Raw genomic sequence first — 15,871 nt, 5'->3', positions numbered from 1 at the left:
TCACCAGTCGATCGCGCGTGTCGTACCGATCAGGCACCGACCTTCGGCGAGCTGGGGCATCACGGCGGTGACGACCTGACCCGTCGACGGCCCGACCTGGCCGATCAAGCACTCCGACGTCCCCCAGCGTACGGAGAACTGCAGACTCTCTGCGGGGTTACCCACCGTCGATGCGTCCTGGGTCACCTGCATGGCGGAACGATCGAACCCGGCCTCGACCAGCGCGTCGACATACGCACGCCCCGCGCCTTTGTCGCCCGTCGCCCACACGGAATCCGCGACCGCGGTGAAGAGCGGCAGGTTGTCCTCAGCCGAACCGTCGGGCACCAACGCCGGCGCCGTCGGTGTCACGCTCGCCGTCGGCGACGCTGACGGGCTGGTGCTGGGCTCGGGCGACGGGGCATCCGTGCACGCAGCCAGTCCGATGAGGAGCATCAGCGCCGCACTCCCCGCCAGGACTGACCGCGGCACGGAGGAACGCGAGGGTCGGATCACGCCACGAGTCTACGTGCCGTGTACTTCGCTCCGTATCCCGAGCCGACGGCCATCACCCGGCTGAAGGTGCCCGCGTCACGGCGCCAGGCCGGAGGCGTCCGCAGAGTGGGGCAGCGGTTCCCACGACGCATCGAGGACCAGCGAGGGCTGTGTGTCGTCGTCGTCCTCGATGCGCGTCGACGACGCCGACGACGGAGCCTGCGCCGCGTGATCAGTGCCGCTCGCGCGCGAAGCCCGGAGGAACGCGCTCGTTCCCCAGCGCAGATCATGGCCGATCGACTCGGCGTCGATGTCGACGCTCGTACCGTGCTTGCCGTTGCTCTCCCAATTGCGGATCTTGAGACGACCCGTCACGATGACGCTGTCTCCACAACGGAGGGACGCCTTGGCATGCTCACCGAGCTGACGGAAGGCGGCGACGGAATACCAGTTGGTTCCCGCGTCCACCCAGGTCTGCGTTGCTGCGTCGAAGCGCCGATGCGTGCTCGCGAGCCGGAAATTCGTCACCGGGGTGCCGCCCCCGGTGTGACCGCGAGCCGGGTCGGTCGCGACCTTGCCCACGATGGTCAACGTTTCAGTCATTGTGCCTCCTCACGATCCGGGACGATGCCCGGGTCTGACCAGCGTGAGGCCTGTGCCGTCAGCGAAGCGGCGCCCTTTACAGCGAACGTGGACAAGTCCTCGGCGAAGTCGCCTGTGGAGGGAAGGCGCCATCCGGAGATCAGCTGGAGACAGGCGAGGCCAATGTCGGTGGTCGGTCATATGTTCGAAAGACGAAAGGAGCTCCACATGTCCACCACCCAGATCACGTCCTCCGTCGAAATCCCCTACGCCGCTCCCGCACTGGCTTCACCTCGTGAGCACCTGGTCCGAGCGTCAGACCATCTGTGGCGCGTGCAGGATCGGGCGGAACGGGTACTGGGCCACCTTCGCATCGTCGCTGATCCGTTGGGGCTCAGATATCGCGCCGAACGACTGCACCTCGCCACGGGCAGTTTTCGCATCATCGGCGAATTCTGGCGAGTCGACGACGCTGTCTCCGCACTCCGATATTCCTGAGCAGAGGGCTCTGTCCGAGTCACCAACGCGTCGAGCAACGCGACAATCCAGAACGGACGTGTCCGTCGCCGCCGAAGCCACCATCGCGCGTGAATGGATGGAATATCCGAGGTGCCCCCGGCAGGATTCGAACCTGCGACCGGCGGATTAGAAGGCCGCTGCTCTTCCTCTGAGCTACGGAGGCGAATGCATCTACCGTACCCTGTCGACGAGACCGCTTCGAGCTCGGGAGCCGATGTCCGCGGCGTCGATAGTATGACGACATGGTATCTGCGGCGGAGAATGATCGACTCGTATGGATCGACTGCGAGATGACAGGGCTCGATCTCGAGATCGATGAACTCGTCGAGATCGCCGTCGTCATCACGGACTTCGAACTTCGACCTGTTGATCCCGGATTCCAGATCGTGATCCGTCCGAGCGACGCGGCCCTCTCGAACATGAATGACTTCGTCACACAGATGCACGAGACGTCGGGTCTCATCGAGGAGATCCCACTCGGGGTCTCGCTCGCAGAGGCCGAGCAGCAGACGCTCGCGTACATCAAGCGATTCGTCCCCATGGAGCGCAAGGCACCGCTCGCAGGAAACACGATCGGCACCGACCGCATGTTCCTGGCCAAGTACATGACCGACGTCGACCAGTGGCTCCACTACCGCAACGTCGATGTGTCCAGCATCAAAGAACTGTCTCGTCGCTGGTACCCGCGGGTGTTCTTCCAGGCACCGTCCAAGGACGGCGGACACCGTGCGCTCGCTGACATCCTCGAGTCGATTCGTGAGCTGCGCTACTATCGTGCGGCGGTGTTCGTGGACGAGCCCGGGCCCACCAGTGATGACGCCCGCGACATCGCCTCCCGCACCGTGTCAGAGTTCACCCCGAACATGTAATAGACTCGTGTGGTCGCCCGCTCCGGTGGGCGCATGGTGGGTATAGCTCAGCTGGTAGAGCGCTGGCTTGTGGTGCCGGATGTCGCGGGTTCGAGTCCCGTTACTCACCCCATATCAAGAGGTCCGAATCAATCGATTCGGACCTCTTTTTTGTGCCCTCATTCACGGATCAGGGAAGACAGGGAATACCCCCAGGGGGTATTACGTTCCTATGATCGACGGAAGAAGGGAACATGATGGCACACACGCATGAACCGCAGATGAGTGGGACGCATGAGGCTCACACCGATCATTCCGAACACCACGCCTCGGGCGGCCAGGAGTCACACCAGGGGCACGCGGGGCACGGTGACCACGTCGCACACTTCCGGCGCCTCTTCTGGATCATGCTCGCGATCGCACTGCCCGTCGTCGCCCTCTCCCCCATGTTCGCGATGATCCTCGGATATGAAGTCCCGGACGGTCTGATCTGGGTCTCGCCTGTTCTGGGAACGATCATGTACGTCTGGGGCGGCGCCCCCTTCCTCACCGGTGCGGTGTCCGAGCTTCGATCGCGCGCCCCCGGAATGATGCTGTTGATCGCGCTCGCGATCACCGTCGCCCTCCTCGCCTCGTGGGGGGCGACACTGGGACTGCTCCACCACGAACTGGAGTTCTGGTGGGAGCTCGCCCTGCTCATCGTGATCATGCTCCTCGGCCACTGGATCGAGATGCGATCGCTGGCTGAGACGACATCCGCGCTCGACTCGTTGGCAGCGCTCCTCCCCGACGAGGCGGAGCGACTCGACGGCGAGGAGATCGTGGTCGTGTCGCCGTCGGAACTCCGGCTCGATGACGTCGTTGTGGTGCGGCCCGGCGGAAGACTCCCGGCCGACGGGATCGTCGTTCAAGGCAGCGCGAGCATCGACGAGTCGATGGTCACGGGAGAGTCCGTCCCGGTGCGCCGAGGCATGGGCGACCGCGTCGTTGCCGGCACCGTGGCAACCGACTCCGGTCTGCGCGTGCGGGTGGGTGCCGTCGGGAAGGACACCGCCCTCGCGGGCATCCAGCAGCTCGTCGCCGACGCGCAGGCGTCGTCTTCGCGTGCCCAACGGATCGCTGATCGCGCTGCGGCCTGGTTGTTCTGGTTCGCACTCAGTGCTGCCATCGTCACGGCGATCGTGTGGACGGTCGCCGGAATGTCCGATGATGCGGTGATCCGGACGATCACCGTTCTCGTCATCGCCTGCCCGCACGCGTTGGGGTTGGCCATCCCGCTCGTCGTGTCCATCGCCACAGAACGTGCGGCGCGTGCCGGCGTCCTGGTGAAGGACCGTCTCGCACTCGAGCGCATGCGGACGGTCGACACGGTGCTCTTCGACAAGACAGGCACGCTCACGAAGGGCGCGCCCGCCGTCACCGGCGCCGTGGCGCTCGAACCCTATGACGAGAACCAGCTCCTTGCACTTGCTGCGGCTGCCGAACGCGAGTCGGAGCACCCACTGGCCGCCGCCATCGTCACTGCTGCGCGAGAGCGGGGACTGGACATCCGCTCCGCTGGCGACTTCTCGTCCTCACCCGCCGTCGGTGTGACCGCCCGTGTCGACGATCAGATCGTCCAGGTCGGCGGTCCCCGGCTCCTCGAGGACGCGGAGACCTCGGAACTCGACGCCGTCGACGCCTGGCGCGCTCAGGGAGCGATCATCCTCCACGTGCTCGTCGATGGACGCGTCGTCGGCGCGCTCCGGCTCTCCGACGAAGTGCGCCCCGAGTCACGCGCAGCTGTCATGGCCCTCGCCCGACGGGGCATCGACGTGGTGATGATCACGGGCGATGCCGAGGCCGTCGCCCGCGACGTCGCCGATCAGCTCGACATCCGACGCGTCTTCGCCGGGGTACGCCCGGAGGAGAAGAGCGCGAAGGTGCGGGAGCTCCAGAGCGAAGGCCGGCGCGTGGCAATGGTCGGAGACGGCGTGAACGATGCTCCTGCGCTCGCCCAGGCAGATGTCGGACTGGCGATCGGGGCCGGAACCGACGTCGCGATCGCCTCGGCCGGGGTGATCCTCGCCGGCGATGATCCGCGTGCCGTGCTCTCCGTCATCGAGCTGTCTCGGGCGAGCTATCGCAAGATGGCACAGAACCTGTGGTGGGCGGCGGGGTACAACCTGCTCTCCGTGCCTCTTGCGGCGGGCGTGCTCGCGCCATGGGGCTTCATCCTGCCGATGTCTGTCGGCGCGATCCTGATGTCGCTGTCGACGATCGTCGTCGCGGTGAACGCCCAACTGTTGCGACGAGTCGATCTGAGCGCCGATCGCCTCGCACCTTTGCCCTGACGGTGCACCAGGTCCACGCCCCTTAGAATTGCGAGGTGTCGCTCGCCGTCTGGTTCTCCCTGCTGACCGCGTGCGTGGTGATCAGTTTCACGCCGGGTGCCGGCGCCATCAACACCATGTCGAACGCTCTGAGCCAGGGCTGGCGCCGGTCCATCTGGGGGATCGTCGGCCAGCAACTCGCGCTCATCGTCCATGTCATGATCGTCGCCGCAGGAGTCGGCCTGCTCGTCTCCCGCTCGGAGATCCTGTTCAATGTCATCCGCTATGCCGGCGCGGCATACCTCGTGTTCCTCGGCATCCGGTTGATCCTCACCAAGGCGACCGCCACGAGCGTGGATGAGGCCACTGTCGTCGACGCGTATGAGAGCCACTGGTCGATGATTCGGCGCGGCTTCTGGGTGAACCTGCTCAACCCGAAGGCGATCGTGTTCTTCCTCGCTTTCATCCCGCAGTTCATCCGCCTCGACCAGCCCCCTCTCCCCCAGTACCTCACGCTGATCGGAACCGTGATCATCGTCGATGTCGTCGTGATGTGGGGATTCTTCGCAGCCGCGGCACGCCCCTTCCGCAGATTCACCCGATCGGTGCAGGGTCAGCGCACGCTCAACACCGTCTTCGGCGCTCTGTTCATCGCCGTCGCCGGCCTGCTCGTGTTCCTACATTGAGGTCCGAGGACAGCGAGACCCGGCCGCGTCTAGGCTGGAACGCGATGGAGATGGATAGCGCGGCCTTCGAAGCCCTCGTGATCGATGAGCTCGACCGTCTGCCGGATGACATGGTGGACGGTCTGGAAAATGTCGTGTTCGTCGTGGAGGACCGTCCGGAGGACGGCACCCTGGACCTGCTGGGACTGTACGACGGCCTCGCTCTGACCGAACGCGATCGGTACGGGATGGGCGAGCTGCCCGACCGCATCGTTGTGTATCGAGAACCACACCTCCTGAACTGCGAGAACGAGGAAGAGCTCCGAGACGAGGTCCACACGACTCTCGTCCATGAGATCGCGCACTTCTACGGAATCGACGACCAGCAGCTCCATGAAATGGGATGGGCATGAGTACGCCGGTGGCATCGCCCGATATCGATGAGGTCGTGGAACTCAGCGCGGCACCCCTCGAGCCGTGGCAGGTGATCGTGTGGAACGACCCCGTCAACCTCATGAGTTACGTCGTACGCGTCTTCCGCACCTATTTCGGCTATTCGCAGGATCACGCGAACCAGCTCATGCTGTCCGTGCACCATGACGGGCACGCGATCGTGGCGACCGGGCCACGCGAGACGATGGAGGTACACGCTCAAGCGATGCACGACTACGGTCTCTGGGCGACCGTCAGGAAGGTCACGGACTAGTGGATTCCACGTTCCTCGTCTCACTTGCACACCTGGAAGGGGTGCATCTGGTGCAGCTGGTCGACGATCTCGCCGACCTGATCGGCGCGGATCGCGATCTCGATGATCCTGCTGTCGCGCGGTTGACCCCGAGCCCGTATCCGGATGACGCGGACGCGGCGAAGGACTTCGCGACGAGCACCCGTGACGAGATCCTCGATCGCCGCCACCACGATGCGCAGACCGTCGGCGAGGCGCTGCGTGAGTTCCGCACCGACACGGAGTCGCTCCCGGAGGGCACAGCCCTCGCGACACGGGAGATCGTGATCGATTCCGCCGATGTCGACGCCTGGATGCGCACGCTCACCTCGTTGCGCCTGATCATCGCCACGCGGCTCGGCATCACCTCCGACGACGATCACGACCCCGACGACGCCCGTTACGGCATCTACGACTGGCTCGGATACCGCCTCGAACTCCTGATCCAGGCCGCCGACGAAGGCGGATGAGCCGCCGTCGCGCTACGGGATATCGAAGATCCGCGTCGCGTGGGATCGCGGGGCGTCGCGGATCAGGTGGCGACGCTCCTGGGCAGCCCAGCGGTCCCAATGCGGTCGGTAGGTGTCGCCGTCACGGGCCAGGGCCCGCGTCTTTCGCGCCGGCTCCGCCGACTCCAACCACACGCGCACATCGGCCAGCGCCGCCGTCGTCGGAGTCAGGACGCCGCTTCCCTCGATGATCACGCCGAGCGACGGATCCACCGCATGGTTTTCGGCCTCAGCGGCCTGAGTCCAGTCCCATCGACGCCACGATCCGAGGTACCCCCGCCCGTGAGGCCGAAGGATGCCGTCGAGCGCTCGATCCACACCGGCGTCGAGGCCGTCCCACCCCGGGTACAGCGAATCGAGCGCGACGACCTGGACCCGTCCGGCCACCGGCCATTGCGCCGATAGGATTCTCGCGAGCGATGACTTGCCCGCCCCGCTGCCACCATCGATCAGAACGACCGGGTTCGCTGCAGCCAGCGCACGGATGTCGTCGATGATCAGTGCCGCGGCACGCCCAAGAGCGTTCGCGACAGGGTCGTCACTTCTTGAGGGCACGGATGATGCGGCTCAACGCCCGCCCGGCAACCCAGACGAACGGCACAGCGACCACGAGCAGCGTGACGATGTTCGGCTCGAAGCGAAGACCTTCCTCGCGGCGCACGTAGACGCCAACGGGCACGGAGACACCACCGCCCCCGCCGCCCTCTCCGCCGTCTCCGCTCCCCCCGCCGAAGCCGGAGTAGGTGAAGGCGACCGGAGTGATGCTGACGCCGTCGACATCCTGCGGCTCTCCATAGGCGCTCTTCACACCGAAGGACGCAGCTTGCTTTCCGAGTTCGAGTGCAATGTTCGGCATGACACCACGCTACTCGACGCGAGTGCAACGTGCGGGGTCAATCGACGCCGTGCGCCTTTGGATGCTGCGCCGCGCCGCGGCCCTCACCGCGCCCGAGATGACGCGCCCGAGTGATCGTGGCCGAACCGAAACGTGCGACCGCACCGTCGACTGCACCTTCGACGCGACGCCAATCCTCGTCGTCATCCCACAGTCCCAGCCCACCGCCACCGGCCGGTCGGAGTTTCTCCGCACGGACTCCGACCAGCCGTACCGGATCCCGACGTTCGACCTGGTCGAACAGGGCGTGCGCCGATTCTCCGATCCGCTGCCCGACGGCGGTGGGCTCGGCGAGCGTCTGCGAGCGGTTAACGGTTCGGAAGTCATCGAAGCGGATCTTGATCGATACGGTCCCCGCCTCCCAGTCCGCCCGCCTCAGCCGCGCGGCGACACGATCGGAAAGCCGCAGCAGTTCTCCCCGCAGGAACTCTCGGTCGAGGATGTCGCTCTCGAACGTCTCCTCATGCCCGATGCTCTTCTCCACGCGATCGGTCTCGATGGGTCGAGCATCCTGGCCACGGGCGAGTTGCCCCAGTCGTTCGCCCAATGCGGGTCCCACCGCACGCTCCAGCATCTCGCGCGGCGCCTCTCTGATGTCGAGGATCGTGCGAATGCCGCGCGCTTCGAGAGCTTCCGCCGCCTTCGGCCCGACACCCCACATGGTTCTGACCGACCGTGGTCCGAGGAAGTCGAGCGTGTCCGCGGCCGCGATCACCAGCATCCCGTCGGGCTTGGCGATGGTGGACGCCATCTTCGCGACGTGCTTCGTGGCGGCGACGCCGACACTGCAGGTGATGCCCACCTCGGAGTGCACACGCTCTCTGATGAGCGTCGCGATCTGTGCAGGGCTGCCCCACAGCCGCCTGACGCCGCGGACGTCGAGGAAGGCCTCGTCGACTGACAGAGGCTCCACCAGGGGCGTGAACGACTCGAAGATCGCCATCACCTGGCGCGAGACCTCTTGATAACGATGGAAGTGCGGGAGCACGATGCGGGCAGTCGGGCAGAGGCGGAGCGCCTGACCGACCGGCATCGCCGCACGCACCCCGTATCGACGGGCCTCGTACGATGCGCTGGACACCACGGAGCGCCCATCCGGCGCTCCGATGATCAGCGGCAGCCCTCGGAGGCTGGGATCGTCGAGCACCTCGACCGCGGCGTAGAACGCATCCATGTCGATGTGGAGGATGGCAGTTCCGGTGTCGTCCGCGTTCGACGGCGAGACCAATCGTCCCCTGCCGTCACCGTGTCCCATGGAACCATTGTCTCCCGGACCTCCGACAGGGAGATCCGGGAGACGGGATCACTGTCCTGCGCGCTCGAGGACGAGCTCGCGGACGCGGGCGGCGTCCGCCTGCCCTTTCATGGCCTTCATCACGGCGCCGATGACGGCTCCGGCGGCCTGCACCTTGCCGTCCTGGATCTTTGCGAGCACGTCGGGCTGAGCGGCGAGTGCGTCGTCGATCGCGGCGATCAACGCACCGTCGTCCGAGACCACCGCGAGACCACGGGCATCGACGACCTCCTGCGGGGATCCCTCCCCCGCGATCACTCCCTCGAGCACCTGCCGGGCGAGCTTGTCCGTCAAGGTGCCGGCATCGACGAGCTTCTGCAGGGCAGCGACGTTCTGCGGGGAGATCAGTGCCGTGGCGTCCTTCTCCTGCGTGTTCGCCAACCGGCTGATCTCGCCCGTCCACCACTTCCGCGCCGTGGCCGGAGTGGCGCCAGCCGCGATCGTGGCCTCGACCTCGTCGATCAGGCCACCGTTTCGCACGTCCTGGAACTCGAGGTCGGTGAAACCCCAGTCCGCCTTCAGACGACGGCGACGAGCGACTGGCTGCTCGGGCAGAGCCGCACGCAGTTCCTCGATCAGCTCGCGTGCCGGCTCGACGGGAAGCAGGTCGGGCTCAGGGAAGTAGCGGTAGTCGTCCGCGTCCGACTTCGGACGTCCGGGCGACGTGGTGCCGGAGTCTTCATGCCAGTGGCGCGTCTCCTGTGTGATCGTTCCACCGTCGGCGAGGATCTGCGCCTGCCGCTGGATCTCGTACCGCACGGCGCGCTCGACCGACCGCATCGAGTTCACGTTCTTCGTCTCAGTACGCGTACCCAGCTTCTCGACGCCACGGGGGCGCAGGGAGACGTTCGCATCGCACCGCAGGTTGCCACGCTCCAGACGCGCCTCGGAGATCCCGAGACCGCGCACGATGTCGCGGATCGCCGAGACGTAGGCCTTCGCCACCTCGGGAGCGCGGTGCTCAGCGCCGAAGATCACCTTCGTGACGATCTCGACGAGAGGGACGCCTGCACGGTTGTAGTCGACGAGCGAGTACTCGGCTCCCTGGATACGTCCGGTCGCGCCGCCCATGTGGGTGAGCTTGCCGGCGTCCTCCTCCATGTGCGCCCGCTCGATCGGGATGGTGACGAGAGTGCCGTCCTCGAGTTCGACCTCGACGGATCCCTCATAGGCGATCGGCTCATCGAACTGCGAGATCTGGTAGTTCTTGCCGAGATCCGGGTAGAAGTAGTTCTTCCGCGCGAAGCGGCTCGACTCGGCGATGGAACAGCCCAGGGCGAGACCCAGGCTGATGGACGAACGGATGGCCGTCTCGTTCACCACGGGCAGGGAACCGGGAAGACCGAGGTCGACCGGCGCGATGAGCGTGTTGGGCTCCGCCGCGTGGAACGCCTCGTTCGCGGGGTTCGGAGCATCCGAGAACATTTTCGTGTTCGTGTTGAGCTCGACATGCACCTCGAAACCGAGGACAGGCTCGAACAGCTCGAGCGCCTTGTCGAAATCCATGAGCTTGGCGGTGGCCATCAGCGGTTCCCTCCTGCGAGCTGGGGTGCGCGGGTCAGGAGCGGAGCGCCCCAGGAGTCGAGGAGCACGGCCTCGAGTGCAGCGCCGACGCGGTAGAGACGTGCGTCCTCGCGTGCCGGAGCGATGAACTGGATGCCGACGGGCAGTCCGTCCTCCGCCGCCAGCCCACTGGGGATCGAGATCCCCGGGACACCCGCCAGGTTGACCGGGATGGTGGTGATGTCGTTCAAGTACATCTGCAGCGGGTCATCGATCTTCTCGCCGATCTTGAAGGCCGTGGTCGGAGCCGAGGGCGTCGCGATCACGTCGACGTCGGCGAAGGCGGCCGCGAAGTCCTGCTGGATGAGCGTGCGCACCTTCTGCGCGCTGCCGTAGTACGCGTCGTAGTATCCGGCGGACAGCGCATAGGTACCCAGAATGATGCGGCGCTTGACCTCATCGCCGAAGCCGGCATCGCGGGTCGCCGACATGACGTCCTCGACCGTGGGGTTGCCGTCGGGGGTGACGCGTAGTCCGAAGCGCACGGAGTCGAACTTCGCCAGGTTGCTCGATGCCTCAGCAGGGAGGATCAGATAGTAGGCCGCGACACCGTACTCGAAATGGGGTGCGCCGATCTCGACGATCTCGGCACCCTGAGCCTCCATCAGCGCCAGGGAACTGCGGAACGACTCCGCGACCCCCGGCTGGAAGCCGCTGTCGGGGAGCTCGCGGATCACTCCGACCTTCAGCCCCTTGAGAACGTCTCCCCGTGCACCCTCGCGCGCAGCATCCGCGAACGACGGCCAGGCGTCTCGCAACGACGTCGAGTCCTTGGGGTCGTGGCCACCGATCACGTCGTGCAGCAGCCCCGCGTCAAGCACGGTGCGCGTGACCGGACCGACCTGGTCGAGGCTCGATGCGAGCGCGATGGCCCCGTATCGGCTCACGCCGCCGTACGTCGGCTTGACGCCGACCGTTCCCGTCACGTGGGCGGGCTGGCGGATGGAGCCACCGGTGTCGGAGCCCAGAGCGAACGGCGCCTCGAACGCGGCGACCGCCGCGGCCGAACCACCGCCGGAGCCTCCGGGGATGCGGGTGAGGTCCCACGGGTTGCGCGTCGGACCGTACGCCGAGTGCTCGGTCGACGATCCCATCGCGAACTCGTCCATGTTGGTCTTGCCGAGCGGAATCAGCCCAGCGACGCGCGATCGTGCGACGACGGTCGCGTCATACGGAGAGCGGTAGCCCTCGAGGATGCGCGAACCGCTCGTGGTCGGCTGGTCAGTGGTGACGAGCACGTCCTTGATCGCGAGAGGCACGCCGGCGAGTGGGCCGACGTCCTCGCCCGCGGCGCGCTGTGCGTCGACGGCTGCCGCCGCATCCAGCGCGTGCTCGTTGACGTGGAGGAACGCGTGGACGTCGCCGTCCACCGCCGCGATGCGGTCGAGGTGGGCCTGCGTCGCTTCGACGCTGGAGATCTCGCGTGCGTTCAGCTTCGCCGCGAGCTCCGCTGCCGTCAGTCGGATGATGTCGCTCACTGCTCTTCTCCCAGGATCGCGGTGACGCGGAAGCGGCCGTCGGCGGCATCCGGTGCGTTCTGGAGCACCTGCTCGTGCGTGAGCGTCTCGCCGACCACATCGGGACGGAAGACATTGCTCAACGGGATCGGGTGACTCGTCGCGACGATGTCGTCGGTCGCGACCTGCGACACCTTCGCGATGTTGTCGACGATGGCGTCGAGCTGTCCCGTGAGTCGGGACACCTCGTCATCGTTCAGCTGGATACGCGCGAGCACGCCGAGATGGCGCACGAGATCAGGGGTGATTTCAGACACGTCCCAAGTCTAGTTGTCGCACCCGGCAGCACCCGCCCCCTCGGCCTGACCGCCGCGCCCTATGCTGAGCGGGTGAGCACGTTCCAGCCTCCTCGCCCGTGGGTCGCCAGCTACGCCGCCGGTGTCCCGGAAGACCTCGCCCCCGTCTCCGGATCGCTGATCGACATCGTCGCGGCATCCGTGCGGGACTACCCGGATGCCCCGGCCCTGCAGTTCTTCGGCCGCGAGACGTCCTACGCCGAGCTCCAACACGCGATCGATCGCGCCGCGGCCGGCCTCCGCGATCGCGGTGTACGAGCAGGGGATCCTGTGGCGATCGTGTTGCCGAACTGCCCGCAGCACATCATCGCCTTCTACGCCGTGCTGCGGTTGGGGGCCGTCGTCGTCGAGCACAATCCGCTGTACACACCGCGGGAGCTCCGCAAGCAGTTCGAAGATCACGGCGCCACACATGCGATCGTGTGGAACAAGGTCGTCGGCACGGTGCAGGACTTCCCCGCCGATCTCGCCGTCACCACCCTCATCTCCGTCGATGTGACGCGATCCATGCCGTGGCTCACCCGACTCGCACTGCGGCTGCCTGTGGCGAAGGCGCGAGAGTCCCGAGCGGCGCTCACCGAGAAGGTCCGCGGGACAGTGCCCTGGGAGACACTGCTGTCGTCGGAGCCGATCCCCGACTCCCATCCGCGGCCGCAGACCGACGACCTCGCAATCATCCAGTACACCTCGGGTACGACGGGCACGCCCAAAGGTGCGTCGCTCACGCACCGGAACCTGCTCGCGAACGCTGCGCAGGCTCGGGCCTGGGTCCCGTCCATCCAGCGCGGGAAGGGCTGCGTCGTGTATGCCGTGCTGCCGATGTTCCATGCGTACGGTCTGACGCTCTGCCTCACGTTCGCGATGTCGATGGGCGCCCGCCTCGTCCTGTTCCCCAAGTTCGAACCCGATCTGGTGCTCGATGCGATGAAGAAGCATCCGGCGACGTTCCTGCCGCTCGTCCCGCCGATCGCGGATCGGCTGCTCGCCGCGGCGACACAGAAGGGCGTGTCGCTCGCGGGCGTGGAGGTCGCGATCTCGGGAGCGATGGCGTTGCCGCACGACCTCGTCGTGCCTTTCGAGGCGGCCACGCACGGCTTCCTCGTCGAGGGCTACGGACTCAGCGAATGCTCCCCCGTGCTCATGGCCAATCCGGTGGCCGACAACCGCGTTCCCGGAACCGTCGGGTTGCCGCTGCCGGGCACGGAATGTCGCGTCGTCGATCCGGAGAACCCCACCCAGGACGTCACCCCGGGATCCTCCGGAGAACTTCTGGTGCGCGGCCCTCAGGTGTTCTCCGGGTACTACGGCAAACCCGAGGAGACCGAGGAGGTGTTCGTCGACGGCTGGTTCCGTACAGGCGACATCGTCACGGTGGATGAGGCCGGGTTCATCAGGATCGTCGACCGGATCAAGGAGCTCATCATCACGGGCGGCTTCAACGTCGCCCCCACCGAGGTGGAGAACGCGCTGCGCCAGCATCCTTCCGTGAGCGACGCGGCCGTCGTCGGCTTGCCGAGCGGACACTCCGGCGAGGAGGTCGTCGCGGCGATCGTCGTCGACAGCGGAACCGACATCGACGTAGAGGCGATCCGCGACTTCGCCCGGGGGATCCTGACTCCGTACAAGGTGCCGCGCAGGATCTTCGTGGTCGACGAACTGCCCAAGTCGCTGATCGGAAAGGTGCTCCGACGTCAGGTCCGGGAGCGGTTGCTGGCCCTCACGAGCGGTTCCTGAGGTCGCCCTCACAGGCGAGAACCATGGTCGGGGCGCTACCCTTGGTCAGTGACCCCTGAAGACGCAACGCTGACCGACGCCCCCGACGAATCTCCCGCGACCCCTGGATTCGAGGAACTCGGCATCACCGGGCCCGTCCTCAAGGCGATCCGTGATCTCGGATACGAGACCCCCTCCCCCATCCAAGCCGCGACCATTCCGACTCTGCTGGGTGGACGCGACGTCGTCGGCATGGCCCAGACCGGAACGGGAAAGACAGCGGCCTTCGCGCTGCCCGTCCTCGAGAACCTCGACGTCTCGCAGAAGTTGCCGCAGGCCCTCGTGCTCGCCCCGACCCGCGAGCTCGCACTGCAGGTCTGCGAGGCATTCGAGTCTTACGCCAGCCGCATGAAGGGTGTGCACATGCTGCCCGTCTACGGTGGCCAGGCATACGGCGTGCAGCTCTCCGCCCTGCGCCGCGGTGTGCACGTGATCGTCGGAACCCCCGGCCGCATCATGGATCATCTCGCCAAGGGCACGCTCGACCTGTCCGAGCTGAAGTACCTCGTGCTCGATGAAGCCGACGAGATGCTCAAGATGGGCTTCGCGGAAGATGTCGAGCAGATCCTCGCACAGACGCCCTCCGAGAAGCAGGTCGCACTGTTCTCGGCGACCATGCCCCCGCAGATCCGCCGCCTCGCGCAGAAGTACCTCCGCGATCCGGAAGAGATCAGCATCAAGTCGAAGACCGCGACGGGTACCAACATCACCCAGCGCTACCTGGTCGTGTCGTATCAGCAGAAGGTCGACGCACTCACGCGAATCCTCGAGGTCGAGAACTTCGACGGCATGATCGTGTTCGTCCGCACGAAGAACGAGACCGAGACGCTCGCCGAGAAGCTCCGCGCACGCGGATATTCGGCCGCCGCGATCAACGGCGACGTCCCGCAGGCGCAGCGCGAACGCAGCGTGAACCAGCTCAAGGACGGCAAGCTCGACATCCTCGTCGCCACCGATGTCGCCGCCCGCGGGCTCGACGTCGAGCGGATCAGCCATGTCGTCAACTTCGACATCCCCACCGACACCGAGTCCTACGTGCACCGCATCGGCCGCACCGGACGCGCCGGCCGCAAGGGCGACGCGATCAGCTTCATCACTCCGCGCGAGCGCTACCTGTTGAAGTCGATCGAGAAGGCCACCCGTCAGGCGCCGACTCAGATGCAGCTGCCGAGCACCGATGACGTCAACACGACGCGTCTGGCGCGCTTCGACGATGCGATCACGGCTGCGCTGCAGGAAGCACAGCGCATCGAGAAGTTCCGCGACATCATCGCGCACTACGTGCGCAACCACGATGTGCCCGAAGCCGACGTCGCCGCCGCGCTTGCCGTCGTCTCGCAGGGCGAGCGGCCGCTCCTGCTCGACCCGGCCGATGACAAGCTGTCCAAGGCGGTCGAAGCCGACAACCGTCCTCCGCGCGAGCGGGGTACCCGCGAGCCGCGCGAACCGCGCACCGAACGCCGTGGTCGCGGCGACTACACCGCCTATCGCATCGAGGTCGGCCGCCGGCATCGGGTCGAGCCGCGTCAGATCGTCGGCGCGCTGGCGAACGAGGGCGGTCTCGGGCGCGACGACTTCGGAGTGATCAACATCCGCCCCGACTTCTCGACCGTTGAACTGCCGTCGAACCTCAGCCCGGCCGTGCTCGACAAGCTGCGGGACACGCGCATCTCCGGGCGTCTGATCGAGATCAAGCCCGATCGTGGCCCGGTCGGTCGACGCACCAGCGGACCGCGCGACGGTGCCGGGCGGGATGACCGCTACGAGCGCCCGAACCGCGACGATCGTCCCTCACGGTCGGATCGTGACGAGAAGCCGTACCGCAAGCCTCGCCACAAAGGCTGATCGACGCCGGCCGCGTCTCGCGACCTCCAGCGCCTGAACACCTACCGCGCGTCTG

The 15,871-nt window shown here is 66.4% G+C and carries 17 protein-coding genes and 2 tRNA genes; 10 read left to right on the top strand and 9 right to left on the bottom strand.

What is annotated here, in order from left to right:
* Both P0Y60_10145 and ssb read right to left on the bottom strand, forming a co-directional pair.
* Complete coding sequence (locus P0Y60_10145; protein ID WEK59737.1) at nucleotides 1-495, bottom strand: hypothetical protein; 495 nt, start codon at nucleotides 493-495, stop codon at nucleotides 1-3.
* Nucleotides 496-570: 75 nt separating this feature from the next.
* Nucleotides 571-1,077 (bottom strand): single-stranded DNA-binding protein, encoded by a 507-nt coding sequence (gene ssb, locus P0Y60_10140; protein ID WEK59736.1) that lies wholly within the window; start codon nucleotides 1,075-1,077, stop codon nucleotides 571-573.
* Between the two features lie 207 nt (nucleotides 1,078-1,284).
* Here ssb and P0Y60_10135 point away from each other — a divergent pair, with 207 nt between their 5' ends.
* A complete protein-coding gene (locus P0Y60_10135) occupies nucleotides 1,285-1,554 on the top strand; it encodes a hypothetical protein (protein ID WEK59735.1) in 270 nt (89 codons plus the stop codon).
* A gap of 112 nt (nucleotides 1,555-1,666) precedes the next feature.
* Here the strand turns inward: P0Y60_10135 and P0Y60_10130 are convergent.
* Nucleotides 1,667-1,738: transfer RNA gene (locus P0Y60_10130), tRNA-Arg, on the bottom strand.
* Nucleotides 1,739-1,817: 79 nt separating this feature from the next.
* Between P0Y60_10130 and orn the strand changes: the two genes are divergently transcribed.
* The 7 genes from orn to P0Y60_10095 all read left to right on the top strand — a co-directional run bounded on the left by orn (nucleotide 1,818) and on the right by P0Y60_10095 (nucleotide 6,594).
* Complete coding sequence (gene orn, locus P0Y60_10125; protein ID WEK59734.1) at nucleotides 1,818-2,444, top strand: oligoribonuclease; 627 nt, start codon at nucleotides 1,818-1,820, stop codon at nucleotides 2,442-2,444.
* 36 nt (nucleotides 2,445-2,480) lie between these two features.
* Nucleotides 2,481-2,556, top strand: a tRNA-His gene (locus tag P0Y60_10120).
* 148 nt (nucleotides 2,557-2,704) lie between these two features.
* On the top strand, nucleotides 2,705-4,756 hold the full coding sequence (locus tag P0Y60_10115) for a heavy metal translocating P-type ATPase (GenBank protein WEK59733.1): 2,052 nt from the start codon (nucleotides 2,705-2,707) through the stop codon (nucleotides 4,754-4,756).
* A 35-nt stretch (nucleotides 4,757-4,791) separates the two neighbouring features.
* Nucleotides 4,792-5,421, top strand: a complete 630-nt coding sequence (locus P0Y60_10110; protein WEK59732.1) for a LysE family transporter — start codon at nucleotides 4,792-4,794, stop codon at nucleotides 5,419-5,421.
* Between the two features lie 44 nt (nucleotides 5,422-5,465).
* A complete protein-coding gene (locus P0Y60_10105) occupies nucleotides 5,466-5,813 on the top strand; it encodes a metallopeptidase family protein (GenBank protein WEK59731.1) in 348 nt (115 codons plus the stop codon).
* The gene (gene clpS, locus P0Y60_10100) at nucleotides 5,804-6,106 is read left to right on the top strand and encodes an ATP-dependent Clp protease adapter ClpS (GenBank protein WEK59730.1); all 303 of its coding nucleotides are present in this window, start codon (nucleotides 5,804-5,806) and stop codon (nucleotides 6,104-6,106) included. The genes P0Y60_10105 and clpS overlap by 10 nt, the downstream gene beginning before the upstream one ends.
* The gene (locus P0Y60_10095; GenBank protein WEK59729.1) at nucleotides 6,106-6,594 is read left to right on the top strand and encodes a DUF2017 family protein; all 489 of its coding nucleotides are present in this window, start codon (nucleotides 6,106-6,108) and stop codon (nucleotides 6,592-6,594) included. The genes clpS and P0Y60_10095 overlap by 1 nt, the downstream gene beginning before the upstream one ends.
* 12 nt (nucleotides 6,595-6,606) lie before the next feature.
* Here P0Y60_10095 and P0Y60_10090 read toward each other — a convergent pair whose 3' ends face one another.
* Genes P0Y60_10090 through gatC form a run of 6 tightly spaced genes read right to left on the bottom strand, consistent with a single transcriptional unit; the run spans nucleotide 6,607 to nucleotide 12,159 of the window.
* Complete coding sequence (locus P0Y60_10090; GenBank protein WEK59728.1) at nucleotides 6,607-7,188, bottom strand: hypothetical protein; 582 nt, start codon at nucleotides 7,186-7,188, stop codon at nucleotides 6,607-6,609.
* The gene (locus P0Y60_10085; GenBank protein ID WEK59727.1) at nucleotides 7,172-7,489 is read right to left on the bottom strand and encodes a hypothetical protein; all 318 of its coding nucleotides are present in this window, start codon (nucleotides 7,487-7,489) and stop codon (nucleotides 7,172-7,174) included. Before P0Y60_10085 ends, P0Y60_10090 begins: the two co-directional genes overlap by 17 nt.
* Before the next feature lie 37 nt (nucleotides 7,490-7,526).
* Nucleotides 7,527-8,783 (bottom strand): DNA polymerase IV, encoded by a 1,257-nt coding sequence (gene dinB / locus P0Y60_10080; protein ID WEK59726.1) that lies wholly within the window; start codon nucleotides 8,781-8,783, stop codon nucleotides 7,527-7,529.
* Between the two features lie 48 nt (nucleotides 8,784-8,831).
* Nucleotides 8,832-10,346, bottom strand: a complete 1,515-nt coding sequence (gene gatB / locus P0Y60_10075) for an Asp-tRNA(Asn)/Glu-tRNA(Gln) amidotransferase subunit GatB (protein ID WEK59725.1) — start codon at nucleotides 10,344-10,346, stop codon at nucleotides 8,832-8,834.
* Nucleotides 10,346-11,863 carry an Asp-tRNA(Asn)/Glu-tRNA(Gln) amidotransferase subunit GatA gene (gene gatA / locus P0Y60_10070; protein ID WEK59724.1) on the bottom strand — a complete coding sequence of 506 codons (1,518 nt, stop codon included), beginning with the start codon at nucleotides 11,861-11,863 and terminating at the stop codon, nucleotides 10,346-10,348. The genes gatB and gatA overlap by 1 nt, the downstream gene beginning before the upstream one ends.
* Complete coding sequence (gene gatC, locus P0Y60_10065; GenBank protein ID WEK59723.1) at nucleotides 11,860-12,159, bottom strand: Asp-tRNA(Asn)/Glu-tRNA(Gln) amidotransferase subunit GatC; 300 nt, start codon at nucleotides 12,157-12,159, stop codon at nucleotides 11,860-11,862. The genes gatA and gatC overlap by 4 nt, the downstream gene beginning before the upstream one ends.
* A gap of 72 nt (nucleotides 12,160-12,231) precedes the next feature.
* On the opposite strand from gatC, the gene P0Y60_10060 reads away from it, so the two are divergent.
* Both P0Y60_10060 and P0Y60_10055 read left to right on the top strand, forming a co-directional pair.
* Entirely contained in the window at nucleotides 12,232-13,932 is a 1,701-nt protein-coding gene (locus P0Y60_10060) for a long-chain-fatty-acid--CoA ligase (protein ID WEK59722.1), read from the top strand.
* A 48-nt stretch (nucleotides 13,933-13,980) separates the two neighbouring features.
* Nucleotides 13,981-15,816, top strand: a complete 1,836-nt coding sequence (locus tag P0Y60_10055) for a DEAD/DEAH box helicase (GenBank protein WEK59721.1) — start codon at nucleotides 13,981-13,983, stop codon at nucleotides 15,814-15,816.
* The last annotated feature ends 55 nt before the right edge of the window (nucleotides 15,817-15,871 follow it).

Origin of the sequence: Candidatus Microbacterium colombiense, assembly GCA_029203165.1 — a bacterium.
GTDB lineage: Bacteria > Actinomycetota > Actinomycetes > Actinomycetales > Microbacteriaceae > Microbacterium > Microbacterium colombiense.
Note: the sequence above shows the minus strand (reverse complement) of the source record. Positions and strands in the feature narration are given on the sequence as shown.

Coding starts and splice junctions, on each gene's coding strand:
- ssb (WEK59736.1), bottom strand. CDS start 1,077: ATGACTGAAACGTTGACCATCGTGGGCAAGGTCGCGACCGACCCGGCT.
- P0Y60_10135 (WEK59735.1), top strand. CDS start 1,285: ATGTCCACCACCCAGATCACGTCCTCCGTCGAAATCCCCTACGCCGCT.
- orn (WEK59734.1), top strand. CDS start 1,818: ATGGTATCTGCGGCGGAGAATGATCGACTCGTATGGATCGACTGCGAG.
- P0Y60_10115 (WEK59733.1), top strand. CDS start 2,705: ATGAGTGGGACGCATGAGGCTCACACCGATCATTCCGAACACCACGCC.
- P0Y60_10105 (WEK59731.1), top strand. CDS start 5,466: ATGGAGATGGATAGCGCGGCCTTCGAAGCCCTCGTGATCGATGAGCTC.
- clpS (WEK59730.1), top strand. CDS start 5,804: ATGGGCATGAGTACGCCGGTGGCATCGCCCGATATCGATGAGGTCGTG.
- P0Y60_10085 (WEK59727.1), bottom strand. CDS start 7,489: ATGCCGAACATTGCACTCGAACTCGGAAAGCAAGCTGCGTCCTTCGGT.
- dinB (WEK59726.1), bottom strand. CDS start 8,783: ATGGGACACGGTGACGGCAGGGGACGATTGGTCTCGCCGTCGAACGCG.
- gatB (WEK59725.1), bottom strand. CDS start 10,346: ATGGCCACCGCCAAGCTCATGGATTTCGACAAGGCGCTCGAGCTGTTC.